The organism is Phreatobacter sp. (assembly GCF_027532945.1).
In the GTDB taxonomy this organism is placed as follows: Bacteria; Pseudomonadota; Alphaproteobacteria; order Rhizobiales; family Phreatobacteraceae; genus Phreatobacter.
The window spans coordinates 39,795-57,134 of sequence record NZ_JAPZTZ010000021.1; the positions used below are offsets into that span (position 1 = coordinate 39,795).

At 68.4% G+C, this 17,340-nt stretch carries 14 protein-coding genes; 7 read left to right on the forward strand and 7 right to left on the reverse strand.

The window, feature by feature from the left end; genetic code table 11:
- The first annotated feature begins 4 nt into the window (after nt 1–4).
- The 5 genes from O9344_RS15650 (at nt 5) to lexA (ending at nt 4,891) form a co-directional block, all read left to right on the forward strand.
- Nucleotides 5–1,636 carry a class I adenylate-forming enzyme family protein gene (locus O9344_RS15650; RefSeq protein ID WP_298479269.1) on the forward strand — a complete coding sequence of 544 codons (1,632 nt, stop codon included), beginning with the start codon at nt 5–7 and terminating at the stop codon, nt 1,634–1,636.
- Nucleotides 1,637–1,665: 29 nt separating this feature from the next.
- Nucleotides 1,666–2,340 (forward strand): DsbA family oxidoreductase, encoded by a 675-nt coding sequence (locus tag O9344_RS15655; protein ID WP_298479272.1) that lies wholly within the window; start codon nt 1,666–1,668, stop codon nt 2,338–2,340.
- Nucleotides 2,341–2,396: 56 nt separating this feature from the next.
- Nucleotides 2,397–2,882, forward strand: coding sequence for a cyclic pyranopterin monophosphate synthase MoaC (gene moaC, locus O9344_RS15660; RefSeq protein WP_298479275.1), 486 nt, complete (start codon nt 2,397–2,399; stop codon nt 2,880–2,882).
- A 2-nt stretch (nt 2,883–2,884) separates the two neighbouring features.
- Complete coding sequence (glp, locus tag O9344_RS15665) at nt 2,885–4,087, forward strand: gephyrin-like molybdotransferase Glp (RefSeq protein WP_298479278.1); 1,203 nt, start codon at nt 2,885–2,887, stop codon at nt 4,085–4,087.
- A 105-nt stretch (nt 4,088–4,192) separates the two neighbouring features.
- Nucleotides 4,193–4,891: a transcriptional repressor LexA gene (gene lexA / locus O9344_RS15670; protein ID WP_298479281.1), complete on the forward strand. Its 699-nt coding sequence runs from the start codon at nt 4,193–4,195 to the stop codon at nt 4,889–4,891.
- Here the strand turns inward: lexA and O9344_RS15675 are convergent.
- Nucleotides 4,885–7,137: a ComEC/Rec2 family competence protein gene (locus O9344_RS15675; protein ID WP_298479284.1), complete on the reverse strand. Its 2,253-nt coding sequence runs from the start codon at nt 7,135–7,137 to the stop codon at nt 4,885–4,887. The genes lexA and O9344_RS15675 overlap by 7 nt on opposite strands.
- A 178-nt stretch (nt 7,138–7,315) precedes the next feature.
- Between O9344_RS15675 and gltX the strand changes: the two genes are divergently transcribed.
- Entirely contained in the window at nt 7,316–8,734 is a 1,419-nt protein-coding gene (gene gltX, locus O9344_RS15680; RefSeq protein ID WP_298479287.1) for a glutamate--tRNA ligase, read from the forward strand.
- Nucleotides 8,735–8,906: 172 nt separating this feature from the next.
- Complete coding sequence (gene gltA, locus O9344_RS15685; protein WP_298479290.1) at nt 8,907–10,205, forward strand: citrate synthase; 1,299 nt, start codon at nt 8,907–8,909, stop codon at nt 10,203–10,205.
- 83 nt (nt 10,206–10,288) lie between these two features.
- Here gltA and lpxB read toward each other — a convergent pair whose 3' ends face one another.
- Genes lpxB through bamA form a run of 6 tightly spaced genes read right to left on the reverse strand, consistent with a single transcriptional unit; the run spans nt 10,289 to nt 17,235 of the window.
- Complete coding sequence (gene lpxB, locus O9344_RS15690; RefSeq protein WP_298479293.1) at nt 10,289–11,464, reverse strand: lipid-A-disaccharide synthase; 1,176 nt, start codon at nt 11,462–11,464, stop codon at nt 10,289–10,291.
- Nucleotides 11,461–12,312 (reverse strand): UDP-2,3-diacylglucosamine diphosphatase LpxI, encoded by an 852-nt coding sequence (gene lpxI, locus O9344_RS15695; RefSeq protein WP_298479296.1) that lies wholly within the window; start codon nt 12,310–12,312, stop codon nt 11,461–11,463. The genes lpxB and lpxI overlap by 4 nt, the downstream gene beginning before the upstream one ends.
- On the reverse strand, nt 12,305–13,156 hold the full coding sequence (lpxA, locus tag O9344_RS15700; protein WP_298479299.1) for an acyl-ACP--UDP-N-acetylglucosamine O-acyltransferase: 852 nt from the start codon (nt 13,154–13,156) through the stop codon (nt 12,305–12,307). Before lpxA ends, lpxI begins: the two co-directional genes overlap by 8 nt.
- Nucleotides 13,156–13,614 carry a 3-hydroxyacyl-ACP dehydratase FabZ gene (gene fabZ / locus O9344_RS15705; RefSeq protein WP_298479302.1) on the reverse strand — a complete coding sequence of 153 codons (459 nt, stop codon included), beginning with the start codon at nt 13,612–13,614 and terminating at the stop codon, nt 13,156–13,158. The genes lpxA and fabZ overlap by 1 nt, the downstream gene beginning before the upstream one ends.
- 17 nt (nt 13,615–13,631) lie before the next feature.
- Nucleotides 13,632–14,678, reverse strand: coding sequence for a UDP-3-O-(3-hydroxymyristoyl)glucosamine N-acyltransferase (gene lpxD, locus O9344_RS15710; RefSeq protein ID WP_298479305.1), 1,047 nt, complete (start codon nt 14,676–14,678; stop codon nt 13,632–13,634).
- Between the two features lie 52 nt (nt 14,679–14,730).
- Nucleotides 14,731–17,235 (reverse strand): outer membrane protein assembly factor BamA, encoded by a 2,505-nt coding sequence (bamA, locus tag O9344_RS15715; RefSeq protein ID WP_298479308.1) that lies wholly within the window; start codon nt 17,233–17,235, stop codon nt 14,731–14,733.
- Nucleotides 17,236–17,340 lie beyond the last annotated feature (105 nt).

Here is a 17,340-nt window from a genome sequence, read left to right on the forward strand (position 1 = left end):
GGGGGTGGCGGGCCATGCCACGCTCGATGCACTGTTGCGCCGTGCCGCCGAGATCCGCCCCCACTCGCGTGCCCTCGCCGATGCCCCCAACCGTCCGCATCTCATCGGCGGCGAGGCGCGTCACTATTCCTGGAGTGAGCTCGACGGTCTGGTCGACGCCCTGGCCGGCCGGCTGCGGCAGATGGGCCTGCCCACGGACGCCGTGGTGGCGACGCAGTTCGCCATGTCCTGCGATGCCGTCATCGCCCTGCTCGCCATCCTGCGGTCCGGCTGCATCGCCGCCCCCCTGCCGCTTGGTTGGGGCCGGCGCGAGGTCTCGGCCCATCTTCAGCGCCTTGGGGCCCGCGCCGTGCTGACGGCGGGCCGCATCGGTCCGGTCGAGTCCGCCGACATCATGCGCTACGCTGCGGCCGAAACCTTCTCGGTGCGCTTCGTCTTGTCGCTCGGTGGCCCCGTCCTGGATGGCGTGATCCCGCTCGACGACGTGATGACGGACCCGACTGTCGCGGACCGGGTCGATATCGAACGCACCGGCAATGCCGCTGATCACGTCGCCATCGTCACCGCCGATGCCGTAGCTGAGGGACATATTGCGGTCGCCCGCAGCCACAACGAGGTCGTGGCGGGAGGCCTTGCCGCCTATGTCGCCGGCGTGCCCGACGAGCATTCCGTCTTCGCCGGCGCGCTCGCCCCGGACGGTTTCGCCGGCATCGCCCTGCAGATCGTGCCCTGGCTCATGGCGGGCGGCACGCTGGTCGCCCATCCGCCGCTCGCCCCGCGCATCATCCGCGATCGCCTCGCCCCCGACGGCGTCACCCATGCGGTGCTGCCTGTTGCCCTCGGCGAGTATGTGGTCGCAGCGCCGCTCGCCGAGCGGCCACAGCTGCGCCACCTCGCGCTCCTGGCGCGCCGGCCCGTCTCGGCTGACAGCTTTGCTGCCGCCGCGGAGGAAGGCCTGATGGTCGATGTGTTCTACGGCATCGGCGAGACCGCCGTGGCACGGGGCCTGCGCGGGACCGGCGGCACCATCACCCTCGGCCCCGACACCCACACCTCCGGCAGCGGCCAGTCGCCCGTCCTCGTCGAGACACGCGTCGGGCCCGACGGCGAGCTTGCCCTGCGGGGCGCCATGGTGCCGGTCCACGCCTTCCCGCCGGGTGCCGAGAACGGCCAGCCGCCCTATTGGTCCACCGATCCGTCAGGCTTCCGCGCCACCGGCATGCCTGCGGCCGCCGACAAGGCAACCCGCAGCATCGCCATCGGCTCGCGCGAGGCCGGCGTCGTCTCCATCGGCGGCCGCCGCTTCGCCGAGGCGGCCATCCGCGGTGCCTATGCCGAGGCGGGCGGCGAGATCGCCCCGGTGATCCGCCCTGATCCGCTCCTGGGTGAACGTGTCGCCGGCATTGTCGGCGATGGCCGCGCCATTGTCGGCCTCGCGGCGCGGCTGGTCGAAAGCGGGCTCACGCCCCTCGCCATCCCCGGCGGCACCCGCCAGACCGGCCAGCTCCCCTTCGAGGACACCCGGCCCAAGGAGGCCAGCATCAAGGACCCCGAGGGGATCCTCGATCCGCTGGGCGACGCGCATTCTGCACTGGCGCAACTCTTGAGCGTGGCGCGGGCCGCCGCAGGGTACTAAGCTGGCGGCTTTCTTCCGGGAGCCCGCCGATGGATGCCACCCCTTCCCCCGTTCTGACGATCGACGTGGTGTCGGACGTCGTCTGCCCCTGGTGCTTCGTCGGCAAGCGGCGGCTCGAAAAGGCCCTGGAGCTGGTTCCGGACGTGGCCGTCGACATCCGCTGGCGGCCCTACCAGCTCGCGCCGGACCTGCCCGCCGAGGGTGAGCCGCGCAAGTCCTACATGCTCAAGAAGTTCGGGGATCCCGACCGCATCCGGCAGATCCATGAGCGGCTCACCGGCATCGGCGCCGATGAGGGCATTGCCTTCGACTTCGACGCCATCGAGGTGGCACCCAATACGCTGAACGCCCACCGCATGATCCTCTGGGCGCGGGCCGGCGGCGCGCAGGGTGCGGTTGTCGAGGCGCTGTTCAAGGGTTTCTTCGTCGAGGGGCGCAACCTCTCCGATCCCGCCGTGCTCGCCGAGATCGGCGCCTCCGCCGGCCTCGACAGCGCCCTTCTCGCCGAACTTTTCGCCTCCGAAGCCGATGTCGAGCGCACCGAGCGCGACATCGCCTCAGCCCAGAAGATCGGCATCACCGGCGTGCCCTTCTTCATCGTCGGCGGTCGCTATGGCATTGCCGGGGCCGAGGATCCGCAAACGATCGCCGGTGCGATCCGGCAGGCTGCGGCGGAACAGGCGACACCGGCCGCCGCGAGCTGAACCGACCGGCCGTGCGAGCCGTTGCGGCGCGCCGCGTCAGCGGCTAAGGGCAGGTCATGGCACAGGGAACGACGCTCACCCATCTCGACTCCAGCGGCCAGGCGAACATGGTCGATGTCTCGGCAAAGCCGGCGACGGACCGGACCGCCGTGGCGGTCGGCCGCGTGGTGATGAAGCCCGAGACCCTCGCCATCGTGCGGGCTGGCGATGCCAAGAAGGGCGACGTGCTCGGCACCGCCCGCCTTGCCGGCATCATGGCCGCCAAGCGCACCCATGAACTCATCCCACTCTGCCACCCGCTCCTCCTCACCAAGGTCGCGGTCGACGTGGTGCCGGACGACACCCTGCCCGGCGTCCGCGTCACGGCGACGGTGAAGGTCTCCGGCCAGACTGGCGTCGAGATGGAGGCGCTCACCGCCGTGTCCGTCGCCTGCCTCACCGTCTACGACATGGTGAAGGCGGTCGACCGCGGCATGCGGATCGAGGCCGTGCAGCTGCAGGAAAAGACAGGCGGCTCCTCCGGCACGTTCCGGGCGGAGTGACCATGGCCGGCCTCCTCCCCGTCGAAGAGGCCCTGGCGCGTGTGCTCGACGGCGCATCGCCCCTTCCCGAGGAATGGATCCCCGTCGCCGATTGCGACGGCCGTGTGCTGACCCGCGATCTCGTCGCGTCACGTAGCCAGCCACCGGAGGACATGTCCTCCATGGATGGCTATGCCCTTCGCGCGGCCGACCTGCCGGGCCGCCTGACGGTGGTCGGTGAGGCTGCCGCTGGCCGTGGGTTCCCCGGTGAGGTCGGCGACGGTCAGGCCGCGCGCATCTTCACCGGCGCGCCGATTCCCGACGGCGCCGATGCGGTCGTCATGCAGGAGGACACGTCCCGCGATGGCGACACGGTCATCATCGACCGGACCGCACGGGCCGGCCAGTTCATCCGCCGCCGCGGCCTCGATTTCACCGCGGGCGTCACGGGCCTTCCCGCCGGGACAGTGATGAACCCGCGCAGCCTCGCCCTCGCGGCGGCGATGAACCACGCATCCGTACCCGTCCATCGCCGGCCGCGCGTCGCCATCCTCTCCACCGGCGACGAGCTGGTCGAGCCCGGCACCGCTCCGGGGCCAAACCAGATCGTCTCGTCGAATGCCCTCGCGATCGCCGCCATCGCCCGCCGCGCCGGCGCGGATGTCACCCATCTCGGCATTGCGCCGGACCGGCTCGAGGCGACACTGTCCCGGGTCCGGGATGCCCGCGACGGCGGCCACGACATCCTCGTCACCTCCGGCGGCGCCTCGGTCGGCGAATATGACCTCATGCGCGAGGTCATCCGCCACGAAGGCGGAGAACTCGGCTTCTGGAAGATCGCCATGCGTCCCGGCAAGCCGCTGATGATGGCGGATCTCGGCGCCACGCGGCTCCTCGGCCTGCCGGGCAATCCCGTCGCCTCCTTCGTCTGCGCGATGCTGTTCCTCGAGCCGCTCATCGCCCGGCTCGCAGGGCGTCTTGTCAACGGCCCCACCACCGCAGCCGCTGTGCTTGGTGCCGATGTGCCGGCTAATGATCTTCGCGCCGATCATTTGCGCGCCCGTGTGATCGAGACGGATGGCCGCCTCGTCGCGACGCCCTTCCCGGTTCAGGATTCCTCGATGATCCGCGTCCTCGCCGAGGCAGACGCCCTCATCCTGCGCCCGGCCCATGCCCCGGCCGCCCGCCAGGGTGATCCCTGCCGCATCGTCCGGCTGCCGCGCTGAGCCTTCACGAAATCTCAACGGTTGCAGAACACACATAGAACAGATAGTGATTGTTCATGGTCTGTTCGTTCGATTCGGGCCAGTGACATTCAGGGGCGGTTTCCGATGCTGACGCGCAAGCAACACGAGCTTCTTCGCTTCATCCAGGAGCGGCTGAAGGAGACCGGGGTGCCCCCCTCCTTCGACGAGATGAAGGAGGCGCTGGACCTGAAGTCCAAGTCCGGCATCCACCGGCTGATCACCGCGCTGGAGGAGCGCGGCTTCATCCGCCGCCTGCCGAACCGCGCCCGCGCCCTCGAGATCATCCGCCAGCCCGAGCAGTCGGCCGGCCCCTCCACCGCCCGCGGCAAGTTCTCGCCGAGCGTCATCGAGGGCTCTCTCGGCCGCGCCCGTCCGCAGCCCGTGGATGACGACACCGTCATGCCGGTCGCCGTGCCGCTCATGGGCCGTATCGCCGCCGGCGTGCCGCGCGAGGCCATCGAGCAGCGCATGTCGACCGTGTCAGTGCCGCCCGAGATGATCTCCCGGGGCGAGCACTATGCGCTCGAAGTGCGCGGCGATTCGATGATCGAGGCCGGCATTCTCGAAGGTGACCTCGCCCTTATCCGCAAGGGCGACACGGCCGAGACCGGCGACATCGTCGTGGCGCTCATTGACGACGAGGAAGCGACGCTGAAGCGCCTGCGCAAGCGCGGCACCTCCATCGCGCTCGAGGCGGCGAACCCGGCCTACGAGACGCGGGTCCTCGGCCCCGACCGCGTCCGCATCCAGGGCAAGCTGGTCGGACTGATCCGCCGCTATTGAGCGAGCGGAGCCTCGGCATCGCTCTCCTCGGTCATCTCGCCGGTTGCGGGGGCAGGTGACGGAGGCGGCCGTGATCCGGTTTCGGGCAGCCGCAGCACCTGCGGTGCCGGCCCAGCCGGCCGCGCCCGATGCCAGGGCCGTGTTCCCGAAGCAGGCCGTGCCACCTCGACCTCCCAATTCCCTCCGGTCTGCCGGAGCCTGATCGCCCCGGTCCAGCGAATGGCGGCGAGATCGAGGATCACCGCGCCGCAGCCCTCCGGCGGCGCGAAACGGGTCACCACCAGCCGCGCCTCCCGGCAATCATCGGCGAGCGCGTCGGGATGGAGAGGAACCGCGATGCGCCCACCTCCCGCAAGTGGCATGGCGCAGCCGAGCGCATCGCATCGCACGCCCTGCTGCAGGCTCTCCTCAGCCGCGTTGCGGCGGTCGCCTTCGGCGAGCAGCCAGCGCTGGACCGCGAACCGGCTGCCGCGCCGCGACACCAGCCTGAGCGTCCCGTCCGGGGCGCGGGCCGCAACCGTGGCGCCGTCGCCATCGACGAGCGCCAGCGGCGGCCGGCCGTGGGGAGCGGCCAGCAGGCCGAGGAGCACGAGCGGCGCACCGACCCAGCGCAGCGGGGTCGACAGCGCAGCGACCAGCACAAGCCCCAGCGACAGGACAAGCAATGCGGCCGGCCGCGTCTCCGGCACGATGACTTTGCCGCCGGGCCAGGACGCGACCCATTCCACCACCCGGACGAAGAGATCGATACCCAATCCGGCGAGCGCCCAGACCGGCTTGTCCCAGCCGAAGGGCCAGAGCATCAGCGCCAGGATCTCCAGCGGCATGACGAAAAACTCGATGACCGGCGCACCGAGCAGGTTCCCCGCCACGCCATAGAGGTGAACGGTGTTGAAGTGATGTGCCGCATAGGGCGTCGTGGCGAGCGAGGCGACGAAGGAACTGGTCGCGAGGCCGGCGACGCCGTTCGTGGCCATGAGCAGCACGCGGCCGAGGCCTGCCGGCGCATCGGCGTGAGCTTCGGCGAAGGGCCGCAGCGACACATAGCCGGCGATCAGCGCCAGTGTGGCGGCGAAGGACATCTGGAAGCTCGGGCCGAGCAGGCTCTCTGGCGCCACCAGCAGGACCACCAGCGCCGCGATGGCGAGCGTCCGGAGCGTCAGCGCTCCCCGGTCGAGCATGACGCCGACGAGGACCACGGCGATCATGATCCAGGAGCGCTGTGTCGCGACCTCCGCGCCTGAAATGACCAGATAGATGGTCGCCACCACCAGGGCGACGAAGGCCGCCCAGGCCTTGGCGCGGTGGCGCAGCGCAATGGCCGGGACAAGGGCGAGGCCACCTCGGACAATGCCGAAGATGAGGGCCGCCACCAGCGCCATGTGGAAGCCGGAAATCGACAGGATGTGATAGGTGCCGGCGGCCCGCATAGCCTCGTTGAGCCCTTCAGGGATGCCGTCGCGCTTGCCGGTGACGAGCGCGTCGGCGATCGCACCGGACGCGCCAGGGATCGCCGAGCGGATGCGGTCACTGATGGCCTGGCGGACGGCGTCGAGCCGCGCCCTCAAGGTCACGCCGAAGGGGGCCTCGCCCGCCTCGCCTGCCCTGACCTGGCCGATGATGAACCCGGTGGCGCCATAGCCGGCGAACCATGCATCGCGGCCGAAATCATACTGGCCGGGCGCGGCCGGGTCGGCCGGCGGGCGCAACCGAACCGTCAGCAGCACCGCCTGCCCGGTGGTCACGCCCGTCGCACTACGGCTGGTGACGCGGATGCGGTCCGGTGCGGGATCGGGAGCAGGCGTGAGGCTGCGGACCCGCAGCGTCAGCCGGTCACCGGTCTCGCGCCGCTCGACCGCCTCGACCCAGGCCGAGACAGACACGGATTGGGTCTCAGCGCGAAGCACGGGATGGGCGACGAGCGCCGTGCGCGTCGCGGCCGCCGCAAACCCGATGGCCATGGCCGCGATCGCGGTCATGACCAGCGCAGCACCGTGGCGCTGCCGCAGGACGAAGGCTGCCAGCGCGCTTGCCGCGGCGAGCAGGAGTGACGCGACGAGCGACGGTTCGTCCGGAGCCGCGAAGTAGAGGAGGATACCGGCGCCCATCGCCACCGGCAGGAACAGGAAGCCGCGGCCACGCTCCAGCTCCAGCGCCCACCATCCCGACAGTCGCGCGCCGATTGCGGCGAGGCCGAGCCCGTGACGGGTCCCGGCCGCGGCGCGCAAGCCAGCGGCGACCGCCACGGCCCGGGCCCGCGGCCTCACCGCCCGCCTCCCGGCGCGGCGCATACCGACGAGACGGTCGACACATGGTCGCTCGCCACAGGGCGCTCCCCATTCCCGTGCCGGCATGCTAAGCCGACGCGCTTTCGGGCCTGAAGCCTAGTCTCGCCCGGCCCGTCCTGTCGTCTTCGGAAGAATCATGACCGTCGTCTCCCGTTTCGCCCCCTCCCCGACGGGCTTCCTGCACATCGGCGGTGCGCGCACCGCGCTGTTCAACTGGCTCTATGCCCGCAAGACCGGCGGCAAGATGCTGCTGCGCATTGAGGACACCGACCGCCAGCGCTCCACCACCGAGGCCATCGACGCCATCCTCGACGGCCTGGCCTGGCTGGGCCTCGCCTGGGACGAGGAGACGATCTTCCAGTTCGCCCGCGCCGAGCGTCATGCCGAGGTCGCCCGCCAGCTCCTCGCCACGGGCAAGGCCTACCATTGCTACGCGACGCCGGAGGAGCTCGAGGAGATGCGGGCCACCGCCATGAAGGAGGGCCGCCCGCCCCGCTATGACGGCCGCTGGCGCGACCGCGATCCCTCCGAGGCCCCGGCCGGCGTCAAGCCTGTGATCCGTCTGAAAGCCCGCCAGGATGGCGAGACGGTGGTCGAGGATCTCGTCCAGGGCCGCGTCGTCATTCCCAACAAGGACCTCGACGACCTCGTCCTGCTGCGTTCGGACGGCACGCCCACCTACATGCACGCCGTCGTCGTCGACGACCACGACATGGGCATCACCCACATCATCCGCGGCGTCGACCACCTCACCAATGCCGCCCGCCAGACGCAGATCTACGAGGCGCTGGGCTGGCCGGTGCCGGCCATGGCGCACATCCCGCTCATTCATGGGCCGGACGGCGCCAAGCTGTCGAAACGCCACGGCGCCCTGGGCGTTGAGCAGTATCGCGCCCTCGGCTACCTCCCCGAGGCGCTGCGCAACTATCTCGTCCGCCTCGGCTGGAGCCATGGCGACCAGGAGATCTTCTCGACCGAGGAGATGATCGAGGCCTTCGACCTCTCCTCCATCGGCCGCTCACCCGCACGGTTCGATTTCGCCAAGCTCGAAGCGATCAACGGCCATTACATCCGTCACGCCACGGACGAGCGGCTGCTCGCCGCCATCGACGAGATCCTGCCGCATATCGAGGGCGGCACGGCGCTGAAGGACGCCCTGACGCCGGCGCGCCGCGCCCAGCTTCTCAAGGCCATGCCCGGGATCAAGGAGCGGGCGAAGACCGTGCTTGACCTCATCGACGGCGCCGGTTTCATCCTCGCCATGCGACCGCTCGCCGTGGACGACAAGGCGCGCGCCCTGCTCACCGACGAGGCCCGCGGCCATCTCGCCGCGCTGCACGCCCGCCTCTCCGCCCTCGCCGACTGGACGGCGGCCGCCGCGGATGCCGCCGTACGGACCGAGGCCGAGGCGCGGGGCGTCAAGCTCGGCGCCCTCGCCCAGCCACTGCGCGCCGCACTGACCGGTCGCACCACCTCGCCCGGCATTTTCGACGTGCTGGAGGTGCTCGGCCGCGAGGAGAGCCTTGCGCGCATTGCCGACCAGATGCGCGCCTGACCCCCGTCAGCCTGTCATCGCCTTATCCTACATAGGTCGGAGGGCCCGCCCTAAGGGTCCGCACGCGCTTGCCGCGTTGCGGAAAAACGTCTATCCGGAACAAGGGGCGCGACGGGTGTTCCACACCTCGGGCGGGCACATATAAAGAGTCTGGAAATTCAAGGGGTTGCCGATGTCCGCAAATGCCAAGACCGCGACATTGACCGTCGGGGACAAGACGGTCCAGCTGCCGGTCTCAGACGGCACCGTCGGTCCGTCGACCGTTGATATCGGCAAGCTCTACGGCCAGACGGGCATGTTCACCTATGACCCGGGCTTCACCTCGACCGCGAGCTGCGAGAGCAAGATCACCTATATCGACGGTGACGAGGGCGTGCTCCTCTATCGCGGCTTCCCGATCGAGCAGCTCGCCGAGCACGGCGATTTCCTCGAGACCTGCTACCTGCTGCTCTACGGGGACCTGCCCACCGCCGCCCAGAAGGCCGATTTCGACTACCGCGTCACGCACCACACGATGGTGCACGACCAGATGTCGCGCTTCTTCACCGGCTTCCGCCGTGACGCCCATCCGATGGCCGTCATGGTCGCGGCCGTCGGCGCGCTCTCGGCCTTCTACCATGACAGCATCGACATCGCCGATCCGCAGCAGCGGATGATCTCGTCGATCCGTCTCGTCGCCAAGCTGCCGACGCTTGCGGCCATGGCCTACAAGTACTCGATCGGCCAGCCCTTCGTGTACCCGCAGAACTCGCTCGACTACGCCTCGAACTTCCTGCGCATGTGCTTCTCCGTGCCGGCCGAGGACTACAAGCCGAACCCGGTCCTCGCCCGCGCCATGGACCGCATCTTCATCCTGCACGCCGACCACGAGCAGAACGCCTCGACCTCGACGGTCCGCCTCGCCGGCTCGTCGGGCGCCAACCCCTTCGCCTGCATCGCGGCCGGCATCGCCTGCCTCTGGGGCCCCGCCCATGGCGGCGCCAACGAGGCCGCGCTGAAGATGCTCGGCGAGATCGGCCACGTCGAGAACATCCCGAAGTTCATCGCCAAGGCCAAGGACAAGAACGATCCCTTCCGCCTCATGGGCTTCGGCCACCGGGTCTACAAGAACTACGACCCGCGCGCGAAGATCATGCAGAAGACCTGCCACGAGGTCCTCGGCGAGCTCGGCATCAAGGACGACCCGCTGCTCGACGTGGCGGTGGAGCTGGAGCGCATCGCGCTTTCCGACAGCTACTTCGTCGAGAAGAAGCTCTACCCGAACATCGACTTCTATTCGGGCATCACCCTCAAGGCGATGGGCTTCCCGACCGACATGTTCACCGTCCTCTTCGCGCTGGCCCGCACCGTCGGCTGGATCGCGCAGTGGAAGGAGATGATCGAGGACCCGCAGCAGAAGATCGGCCGTCCCCGCCAGCTCTACACCGGCGAAACCCGTCGCGATTACGTGCCGATCTCGCGCCGCAAGTGAGATCGCCGCACGGCAAGGGTTCAAAGGGGCGCTTCGGCGCCCCTTTTTCGTGGCTGACGGTCTGAAGAAACCTCTGGCGCGCCTCAGCGACGGCGGGCGCGCCAGGTGTCGAGGACAATCCGGGCTGCCTTCGTGCTCGGCTCCTCGCCGGCAAAGTCCATGACCGCGTCGAGCCGGGCGAAGGCCGAAAGCTGGGCGTGCCGGTCCGGCCCCTCCGTGATGATCCCGGCGAGAGCCGCCGCCACGGCTTCAGGCGTGCCAAATTCCTGGATGAACTCCGGCACCACCTTCTCGCCGATGACGTGGTTCGCCAGCACCGCCGTATCCGTGGTGATGAGGCGGCGCGCGATCTGCGCCTCCAGCCAACCCGTACGATAGCTCACGACCTCGGGCACGCCGGCCACCGCAAGCTCCAGCGTCACCGTGCCTGAACAGGCCAGCGCTGCGCGCGCCTGGCGGAAGGCGGCAAACTTCGCCTCCTCGCCATCGACGATGCGTGGCTTCACTGGCCAGCGCGCGACCTCCGCAGCGATCAGGCCGCGATGATGCGGCACGGCCGGCAACACCCAGTCGATTGGACCCAGCGCCGCCTCCACCCGCTCCAGCACATCGGCAAAGAGCGGTGACAGCCGGGTGATCTCCTGCCGCCGGCTGCCAGGCAGCACCAGCACCAGCGGCGGCGAGGCCTGCCGGCGCACCTGGTCCTCAGGGCCCGGCCGCAGATCCGCGAGGCGCTCTGAGATCGGATGGCCGACAAAGGTCGTCGGCGGCCCACCGAGGCGACGATGCACCTCCGGCTCGAAGGGCAGCAGCGCCAGGAGATGATCGACGAAAGGCCGCATCTCCGCCGCCCGCCGCGGCCGCCAGGCCCAGACGGTCGGAGAGACATAGAAGACGATCGGAATATCGGGACGCACCTTGCGCACCGCGCGCGCGACACGGCGGTTGAACCCCGGGCAGTCCACGAGGACCAGCACGTCGGGCGGTCGGGCGACGATCTCCGCCACCGTCTCGCGCACGCGGCGGAGGATGTTGGGAATATGGACGATGATCGAGGTAATGCCGAACAGCGCGATCTCGTTCATGGGGAAGCGCGAAACGAAGTCGCGTCGCTCCATGCGCGGGCCACCGACACCGCGGAAGGCGACCGGGGCGTTGTGCTGGGCCTTCAGCGCATCCATAAGATGGGCACCGAGCTGATCGCCGGATTCCTCGCCCGCGACGATGAAGACGTCGAGGGGCCCCGCGGCCTCGCTCATCGCTCCGCCTCCGCGCCGACCCCGAGCACGAAGACGCCCTGCCGATCAGCGCGCCGCACGACCTCGTCCATGTCCACGACGAGCGTCGAGCCGGCGACAACGGCGATGCCACGCAGACCCGCCGCGGCAGCCTTGTCGACCGTCGCCGGACCGATGGCCGGCATATCGATGCGCCGGTCCTGCTGCGGCTTTGGCGCCTTGACGAGGATGCCGACGCCCTTGCCCCAGCGAATGCGGCCGGAGGCGACCATTGCGGCGCAGCGCTCCAGCATCCCGTCCGTCCCTTCCGCGCCCTCAACCGCGACGATGCGCCGACGGCCGATGACGATGCCCTGCCCCACATCGTAGGGTCCGAGGGCGGCAATGGCGGCGCGTGCCATGGCGATGTCGTCGCGGTCGTCCGCATCGGGCTCAGGCCCGGCAAGCCGTCCTTCCGGCATCAGCAGTTCCGGTGCGACCTCATGGGCGCCGACGAGCCGGAACCCCTCGCGCTCGAACAGCCGGGCGATGCCGCTGAGCAGGTGGTCGTCGCCGCCGCGGTAGAGGCGCAGCACCTCCGGGAGCGTCTTCAGCGCGCCGAGATCGGGGATTGTGGTCCAAAGGTTCGGTCGCACCAGCGAACCGATGAGAACGAGATCACGGCAGCCGGCTCGTCGCGCCTGCGCGCAGATGGCGCCGAACTGGCCGATGCCGACCCAGGCATGGGGATAGGCCTCGAGTTCCTTGCCGGCGATGCCCTTCAACAGGACGGCGAAAACCGGCCGCCCCTGTGCCTCGGCCGCCCGCGCAAGGGCGAGCGGAAAGGCTCCTGCCCCCGCAATGATCCCGAGCGGCGTCGCCTCACTCATCGGCGGGCGCGGTGCCCCCGCCGGCGACGCGGGTCTTCTTCGGCGCCGCCATCATGATCGGCCGCTTCTCCTCTGCCGCGATGAAGGCGATGAGACGTCCCGCAGCGGGATGGTCGGCATAGGCGGCGGTCGCATCAGCCAGACGCTCGGCGAAGGTGCCGGCCCCGTAGAACAGCGTCTCGTAGCAGGCCCGAACCTGGCGAACGTCGTCGCGGGCGAGGCCACGCCGCTTCATGCCGACCACATTGAGACCGATCAGCTCGCCCGACGTGCCGTTGGCGCCGAAGGCCATGCCATAGGGAATGACGTCGTCCTTGACGCCCGTCACGCCGCCAATCATGGCGAAATCACCGATACGCGTGAACTGATGGACGCCGCAGAGGCCGCCGAGGAAGACGAAATCGCCGACCTTCACATGGCCGCCGATCGTCGCGGCATTGGCGAAGATTACATTGTTGCCGACGCGGCAGTCATGGGCGACATGGGCATAGGCCATGAGGAAGCAGCGGTCGCCGATCACCGTGGCACCGCTCTTCGGCGTGCCGCGGTTGACCGTGACGCTCTCGCGGATCACGCAGTCCTCGCCGATGGAAGTCGTGGTCGCCTCGCCCTTGTAGGAGATGTCCTGCGGCGGCGTGCCGAGCGAGGCGAAGGGATGCACCACCGTGCGCGCGCCGATCGCGGTGATGCCATCCACATTGACGTGGCTGACCAGCTCGACGCCGTCGCCGAGCGTCACGTCGGCACCGACCGTGCAGAAGGGACCGATCCGCACCCCCTGCCCCAAGCGGGCGGCGGGCGAGACATAGGCAAGCGGATGGACTTCGGTGGCGCGTGACGACATCACGCAGCGTCCGCCAGCATGGCCGAGAGCTCAGCCTCAGCCACCAGCTTGCCGTCCACCATGGCCTCGCCGCGGTAGAACCAGATGTTCCGTTTCTTGGCGATCTTGGTCATGTGATACTCGATCCTGTCACCGGGCGTGACGGGCTTGCGGAACTTCGCCTTGTCGATCGTCATGAAGAAGACCAGCTTGCCGGTGCCGCCCACCGAAGTCAGCGCCATCACGCCGCCGGTCTGGGCCATGCCCTCGATCATCAGCACGCCCGGCATGATGGGATTGCCCGGGAAATGGCCCATGAACTGCGGCTCGTTGACCGTCACGTTCTTGATGCCGATGCCGAACTCGTCCCCGCGAATCCCGACGATCTTGTCGATGAGCAGGAACGGATAGCGGTGCGGTAGCACGCTGAGGATCTCGCGGATCCCAGCCGTATCGATGCTGGTCGTCGTCTCGGTCATCAGCTGGCTGCCTCCCCTCAGTCCTTTTCACCGGGCCGTGCGCGGCCCAGCCGCTCCAATGCGGCGATCTCGCGGAACCAGTCGCGGACCGGCTTGGCGGGCCTGCCGCCCCAGCGTGCGCCCACCGGCACGTCGTCCTTGACGATGGAGGTGGCGGCAATCTGCGCGCCACTGCCCACCGTCACATGGTTGTTCACGCCGACCTGACCGCCCAGCATGACGAAATCGCCGAGCCGCGCCGAGCCGGACAGGCCGACCTGGCTGACGATGACGCAATGACGGCCGATCTCGACGTTGTGGGCGATCTGCACGAGATTGTCGATCTTCGTGCCCTCGCCGATCACCGTGTCGAGCACATGGCCGCGGTCCACGGTCGAGTTGGCGCCGATCTCCACATCGTCCTGGATGATGACGCGGCCGATCTGCGGGACCTTGGCATGCCTTTCACGCCCCAGCTCGAAGCCGAACCCGTCCTGGCCCACCCGCACGCCCGCATGGAGGATCACCCGGTTGCCGAGCAAGGCATGGGTCAGCGACACATGCGGCCCGATGGCGCAGTCGCGACCGATGCGAACGCCCGGACCGACGACTGCACCCGCAGCGAGCACCGTGCCGGAGCCGATCTCAGCCTGCGGCCCGACGACCACGCCGGGATCGACCACGACGCCGCTTTCGAGCCGAGCGGTCGGGTGGATCATCGCCCCCGGGGAAATTCCGGTGGCGCCGAACAGCGACTGCGGTTTCAGGGCCTGCGGGTAAAGCCTCCGCGAGACCGACACGAAGGCCGCATGCGGATGCGGCACGATGATCGCCGCGACGTCCGCGGGCACCAGGTCGCGCTGGCGCGCATGGACGAGACAGGCAGCAGCCCGCGTCACAGCGAGCTGGCCGGCATATTTCGGATTGTCGAGAAAGGTCAGGCTGTCCGGCCCGGCATTGGACAGGGCAGACACAGTCCGGACGACGCGCTCGCCGTCGCCGCCGACCCATTCGGCCTTCAGAAAAGACGCGACCGAGGCGACGGTCATCGCCTCGGCCGGTATCAGGAACTGAGGTTCCGCCATGATGATCCCGCTCCGGGGACCGCAGCGCCCCGAGAAGCCGGGACGCCGACGGTCAGAAGCGCGTGCCGCCCGAGAAGCGGAAGGCCTGCGTCTGGTCGCCCCTCGCCTTGGACAGGACGAAGGAATAGTCGAAGCGGATCGGACCGAAGGGCGAGTTCCAGAGGAGGCCCACACCGACGGCCGAACGAATCTTGTGGGCGTCGGAACCGTCGAGCGTCACCGGGAGAACGCCGCCACCCGTGTTGAACGAGCGGATGCTGTTATAGCCCCAGACCGAGCCGGCATCCGCGAACAGCGCGCCGCGCATGCCGAAATCGCGCGGCAGGATGGAGATCGGGAATGTGACCTCCGCCGAGGCGCCCCAATACATCGTACCGCCGACCGCGTCGGGGAGGCGACCAAGAATGCCGGACGCATTGGCGATCGCGAAGTCACGCGGCCCGATGCCCGCGGTCTGGAAGCCTCGCACCAGTTCGGGACCCATGAAAAACTGGTCGACGGAGTCAAGTCGACCGCCGAGGGCACCGATATGACCGGCCTGCAGACGGAGCATACCGATCCAGTCGTTGGACAGGTCCTGGTAATAGCGGGACTCAAAGGTCGTTCGAATGAACCGCGCATTGCCGCCGGCACCGGCAAAATCCTGCCGCAGCTCAGCATAGAGACCCTGGCTCGGATTGGTTGCCCGATCGAGATTCGAGTAGATCAACGAATAGCCGAGCATGGATATGAATCGCGTACGATTGTTGATCGCACGCAGCGCCACCGAGGTCTCGCCATCGGACAAGCAAGAATATGGATTGGCCGTGACGCCCGTCCCGACGGTACCATCAGCCTGAACGTAAGCCAGACCCTCGTTGGTTCCGACAGCACGCGGATCAGTGGCTTCGTAATAGGAGACGTTGCCGTTGTTATTGAAGCGGCTGAGCTGGCCATTGTAGCCGGTGTAGCAGTTCACCTGATCATCGCGGATCGAGATCCGCTGAGACACGCCACTGTAGCGCAACTGAACAGCCAGGTTCTCGGTGATCGGAATGCCCAGGCGCAACGTCGCGCCATACGACGTCGACTGGAACGGCTGCCAGCTCGACCGGTTGGTCTGGCGGTAGAAAATGTCAAACCCGCCGGCGAGGCGATAATCCAGCAGGAAGGGCTCGGTGAACGAGAAATTCACGCCCCTTGAGCGCTGGCCGAACGTGCCCCCAAGGCGAACGAACTGACCACGGCCGAGGAAGTTGCGCTCCTCGACCGATGCCTCGGCGATGAAGCCATCCGAGGTGGAATAACCGCCGGCAATCGAGAAAGCGCCGGTCGGCTGGTCCTGAATCTCGACATTGACGATGACGCGGTCGGCGGCCGAACCCGGCTCGGTCGTGATCCGCACGTCTTTGAAGAAGCCGAGGTTCTTCAAACGACGTTCGGCGCGATCAACGAGCACACGATTGTATGCGTCACCCTCGGCCATATCGAACTCGCGGCGGATGACGCGGTCCTGGGTACGGGTGTTGCCGCGCACGTTAATGCGCTCGACATAGACACGCGGGCCCTCTTCCACCACGTAGACGAGGTTGACCGTCAGCGTCGAAGGATCGCGCTCACCGCGCGGACGAACCGCCGCGAAGGCGTAGCCGCGCCGGGCGACCTCAAGGGTGACATCCTCAAGCGACTTGTCGACCAGTTCGACGTTGTACACGGCACCGGGTTGGGTCTTCACCGCGCCGCGCAGCGTGGCACCGTCGACGTCGCGGATATTGGACTGCACATCCACAGAGCCGATGCGATACTGCGGACCTTCCTCGATCTCGATGGAGATGGTGAAGGCGTTGGCGGCCTGGTCAAAGTCTGCACGGGCCGAGAGCACCCGCATGTCGACATAGCCGCTGCGCAGGTAGAGGCGGCGGATCGCCTCCTGGTCAGCGTTGAGGCGATCAGCGTCATAGACGTCGTTGGACTTGAGCCAAGAGAAAATGCCGCTCTCCGCCGTCGACATCACGTCCAGCAGGCGCTGGCGGCCGAAGGCGTTGTTGCCGACGAAATTGATGGCGCGGACCGAGGCTTTCTTGCCCTCGGTGATCTCGAAGACGAGGTCGATGCGGCCATTCGGCTGCTCGATGGTCTTCGGCGTGATCTCGACCTCGTAGCGGCCGGTGCGGCGATAGAGGTCGTAGAGGCGCTGGGTGTCGGACTGGACCATGGCGCGCGAGAAGGTGCCGCGGGCCTTGGATTCAATCTCGCCCATGAGCTGGTCGGTCTTCAGGCGACGGTTGCCCTCGAAGACAACGCGGTTGATGACCTCGTTCTCGGAGACCTGAACGACGAGGCGGCCGCCCTGGCGGCTGACGCGCACGTCGCGGAACAGGCCCGTGGCGTACATCGCCTTGATGCCCTCGTCGACGCGGGCGGCGCTCAGTTCACCACCGGAGAAGTAGGAGCGGATCGTGTCGGCCTCGATCCGGCGGTTGCCCTGCACGATGATCGAGGCGGCCGACTGCGCGTTGACTGCCGAGGAAAGGACCACGCCCGATGTCGTGGCCATCACCACGCCCACTGCGGTCATCGTTCCTGCGATCACGACCGTTCGGACCGTCCGAGCGAAAGAAGTCATGAAGCACGCGCCTGTCTGTTGGGTATGTTGGTTTCACGCGAACGCGAACCACCCGTG

What these genes read in the sequence shown, in the direction of transcription:
- O9344_RS15655 (WP_298479272.1), top strand. Translation starts at nt 1,666, where the DNA reads ATGGATGCCACCCCTTCCCCCGTTCTGACGATCGACGTGGTGTCGGAC.
- moaC (WP_298479275.1), top strand. Translation starts at nt 2,397, where the DNA reads ATGGCACAGGGAACGACGCTCACCCATCTCGACTCCAGCGGCCAGGCG.
- glp (WP_298479278.1), top strand. Translation starts at nt 2,885, where the DNA reads ATGGCCGGCCTCCTCCCCGTCGAAGAGGCCCTGGCGCGTGTGCTCGAC.
- lexA (WP_298479281.1), top strand. Translation starts at nt 4,193, where the DNA reads ATGCTGACGCGCAAGCAACACGAGCTTCTTCGCTTCATCCAGGAGCGG.
- gltX (WP_298479287.1), top strand. Translation starts at nt 7,316, where the DNA reads ATGACCGTCGTCTCCCGTTTCGCCCCCTCCCCGACGGGCTTCCTGCAC.
- gltA (WP_298479290.1), top strand. Translation starts at nt 8,907, where the DNA reads ATGTCCGCAAATGCCAAGACCGCGACATTGACCGTCGGGGACAAGACG.
- lpxB (WP_298479293.1), bottom strand. Translation starts at nt 11,464, where the DNA reads ATGAGCGAGGCCGCGGGGCCCCTCGACGTCTTCATCGTCGCGGGCGAG.
- lpxI (WP_298479296.1), bottom strand. Translation starts at nt 12,312, where the DNA reads ATGAGTGAGGCGACGCCGCTCGGGATCATTGCGGGGGCAGGAGCCTTT.
- lpxA (WP_298479299.1), bottom strand. Translation starts at nt 13,156, where the DNA reads ATGTCGTCACGCGCCACCGAAGTCCATCCGCTTGCCTATGTCTCGCCC.
- fabZ (WP_298479302.1), bottom strand. Translation starts at nt 13,614, where the DNA reads ATGACCGAGACGACGACCAGCATCGATACGGCTGGGATCCGCGAGATC.
- lpxD (WP_298479305.1), bottom strand. Translation starts at nt 14,678, where the DNA reads ATGGCGGAACCTCAGTTCCTGATACCGGCCGAGGCGATGACCGTCGCC.
- bamA (WP_298479308.1), bottom strand. Translation starts at nt 17,235, where the DNA reads ATGACCGCAGTGGGCGTGGTGATGGCCACGACATCGGGCGTGGTCCTT.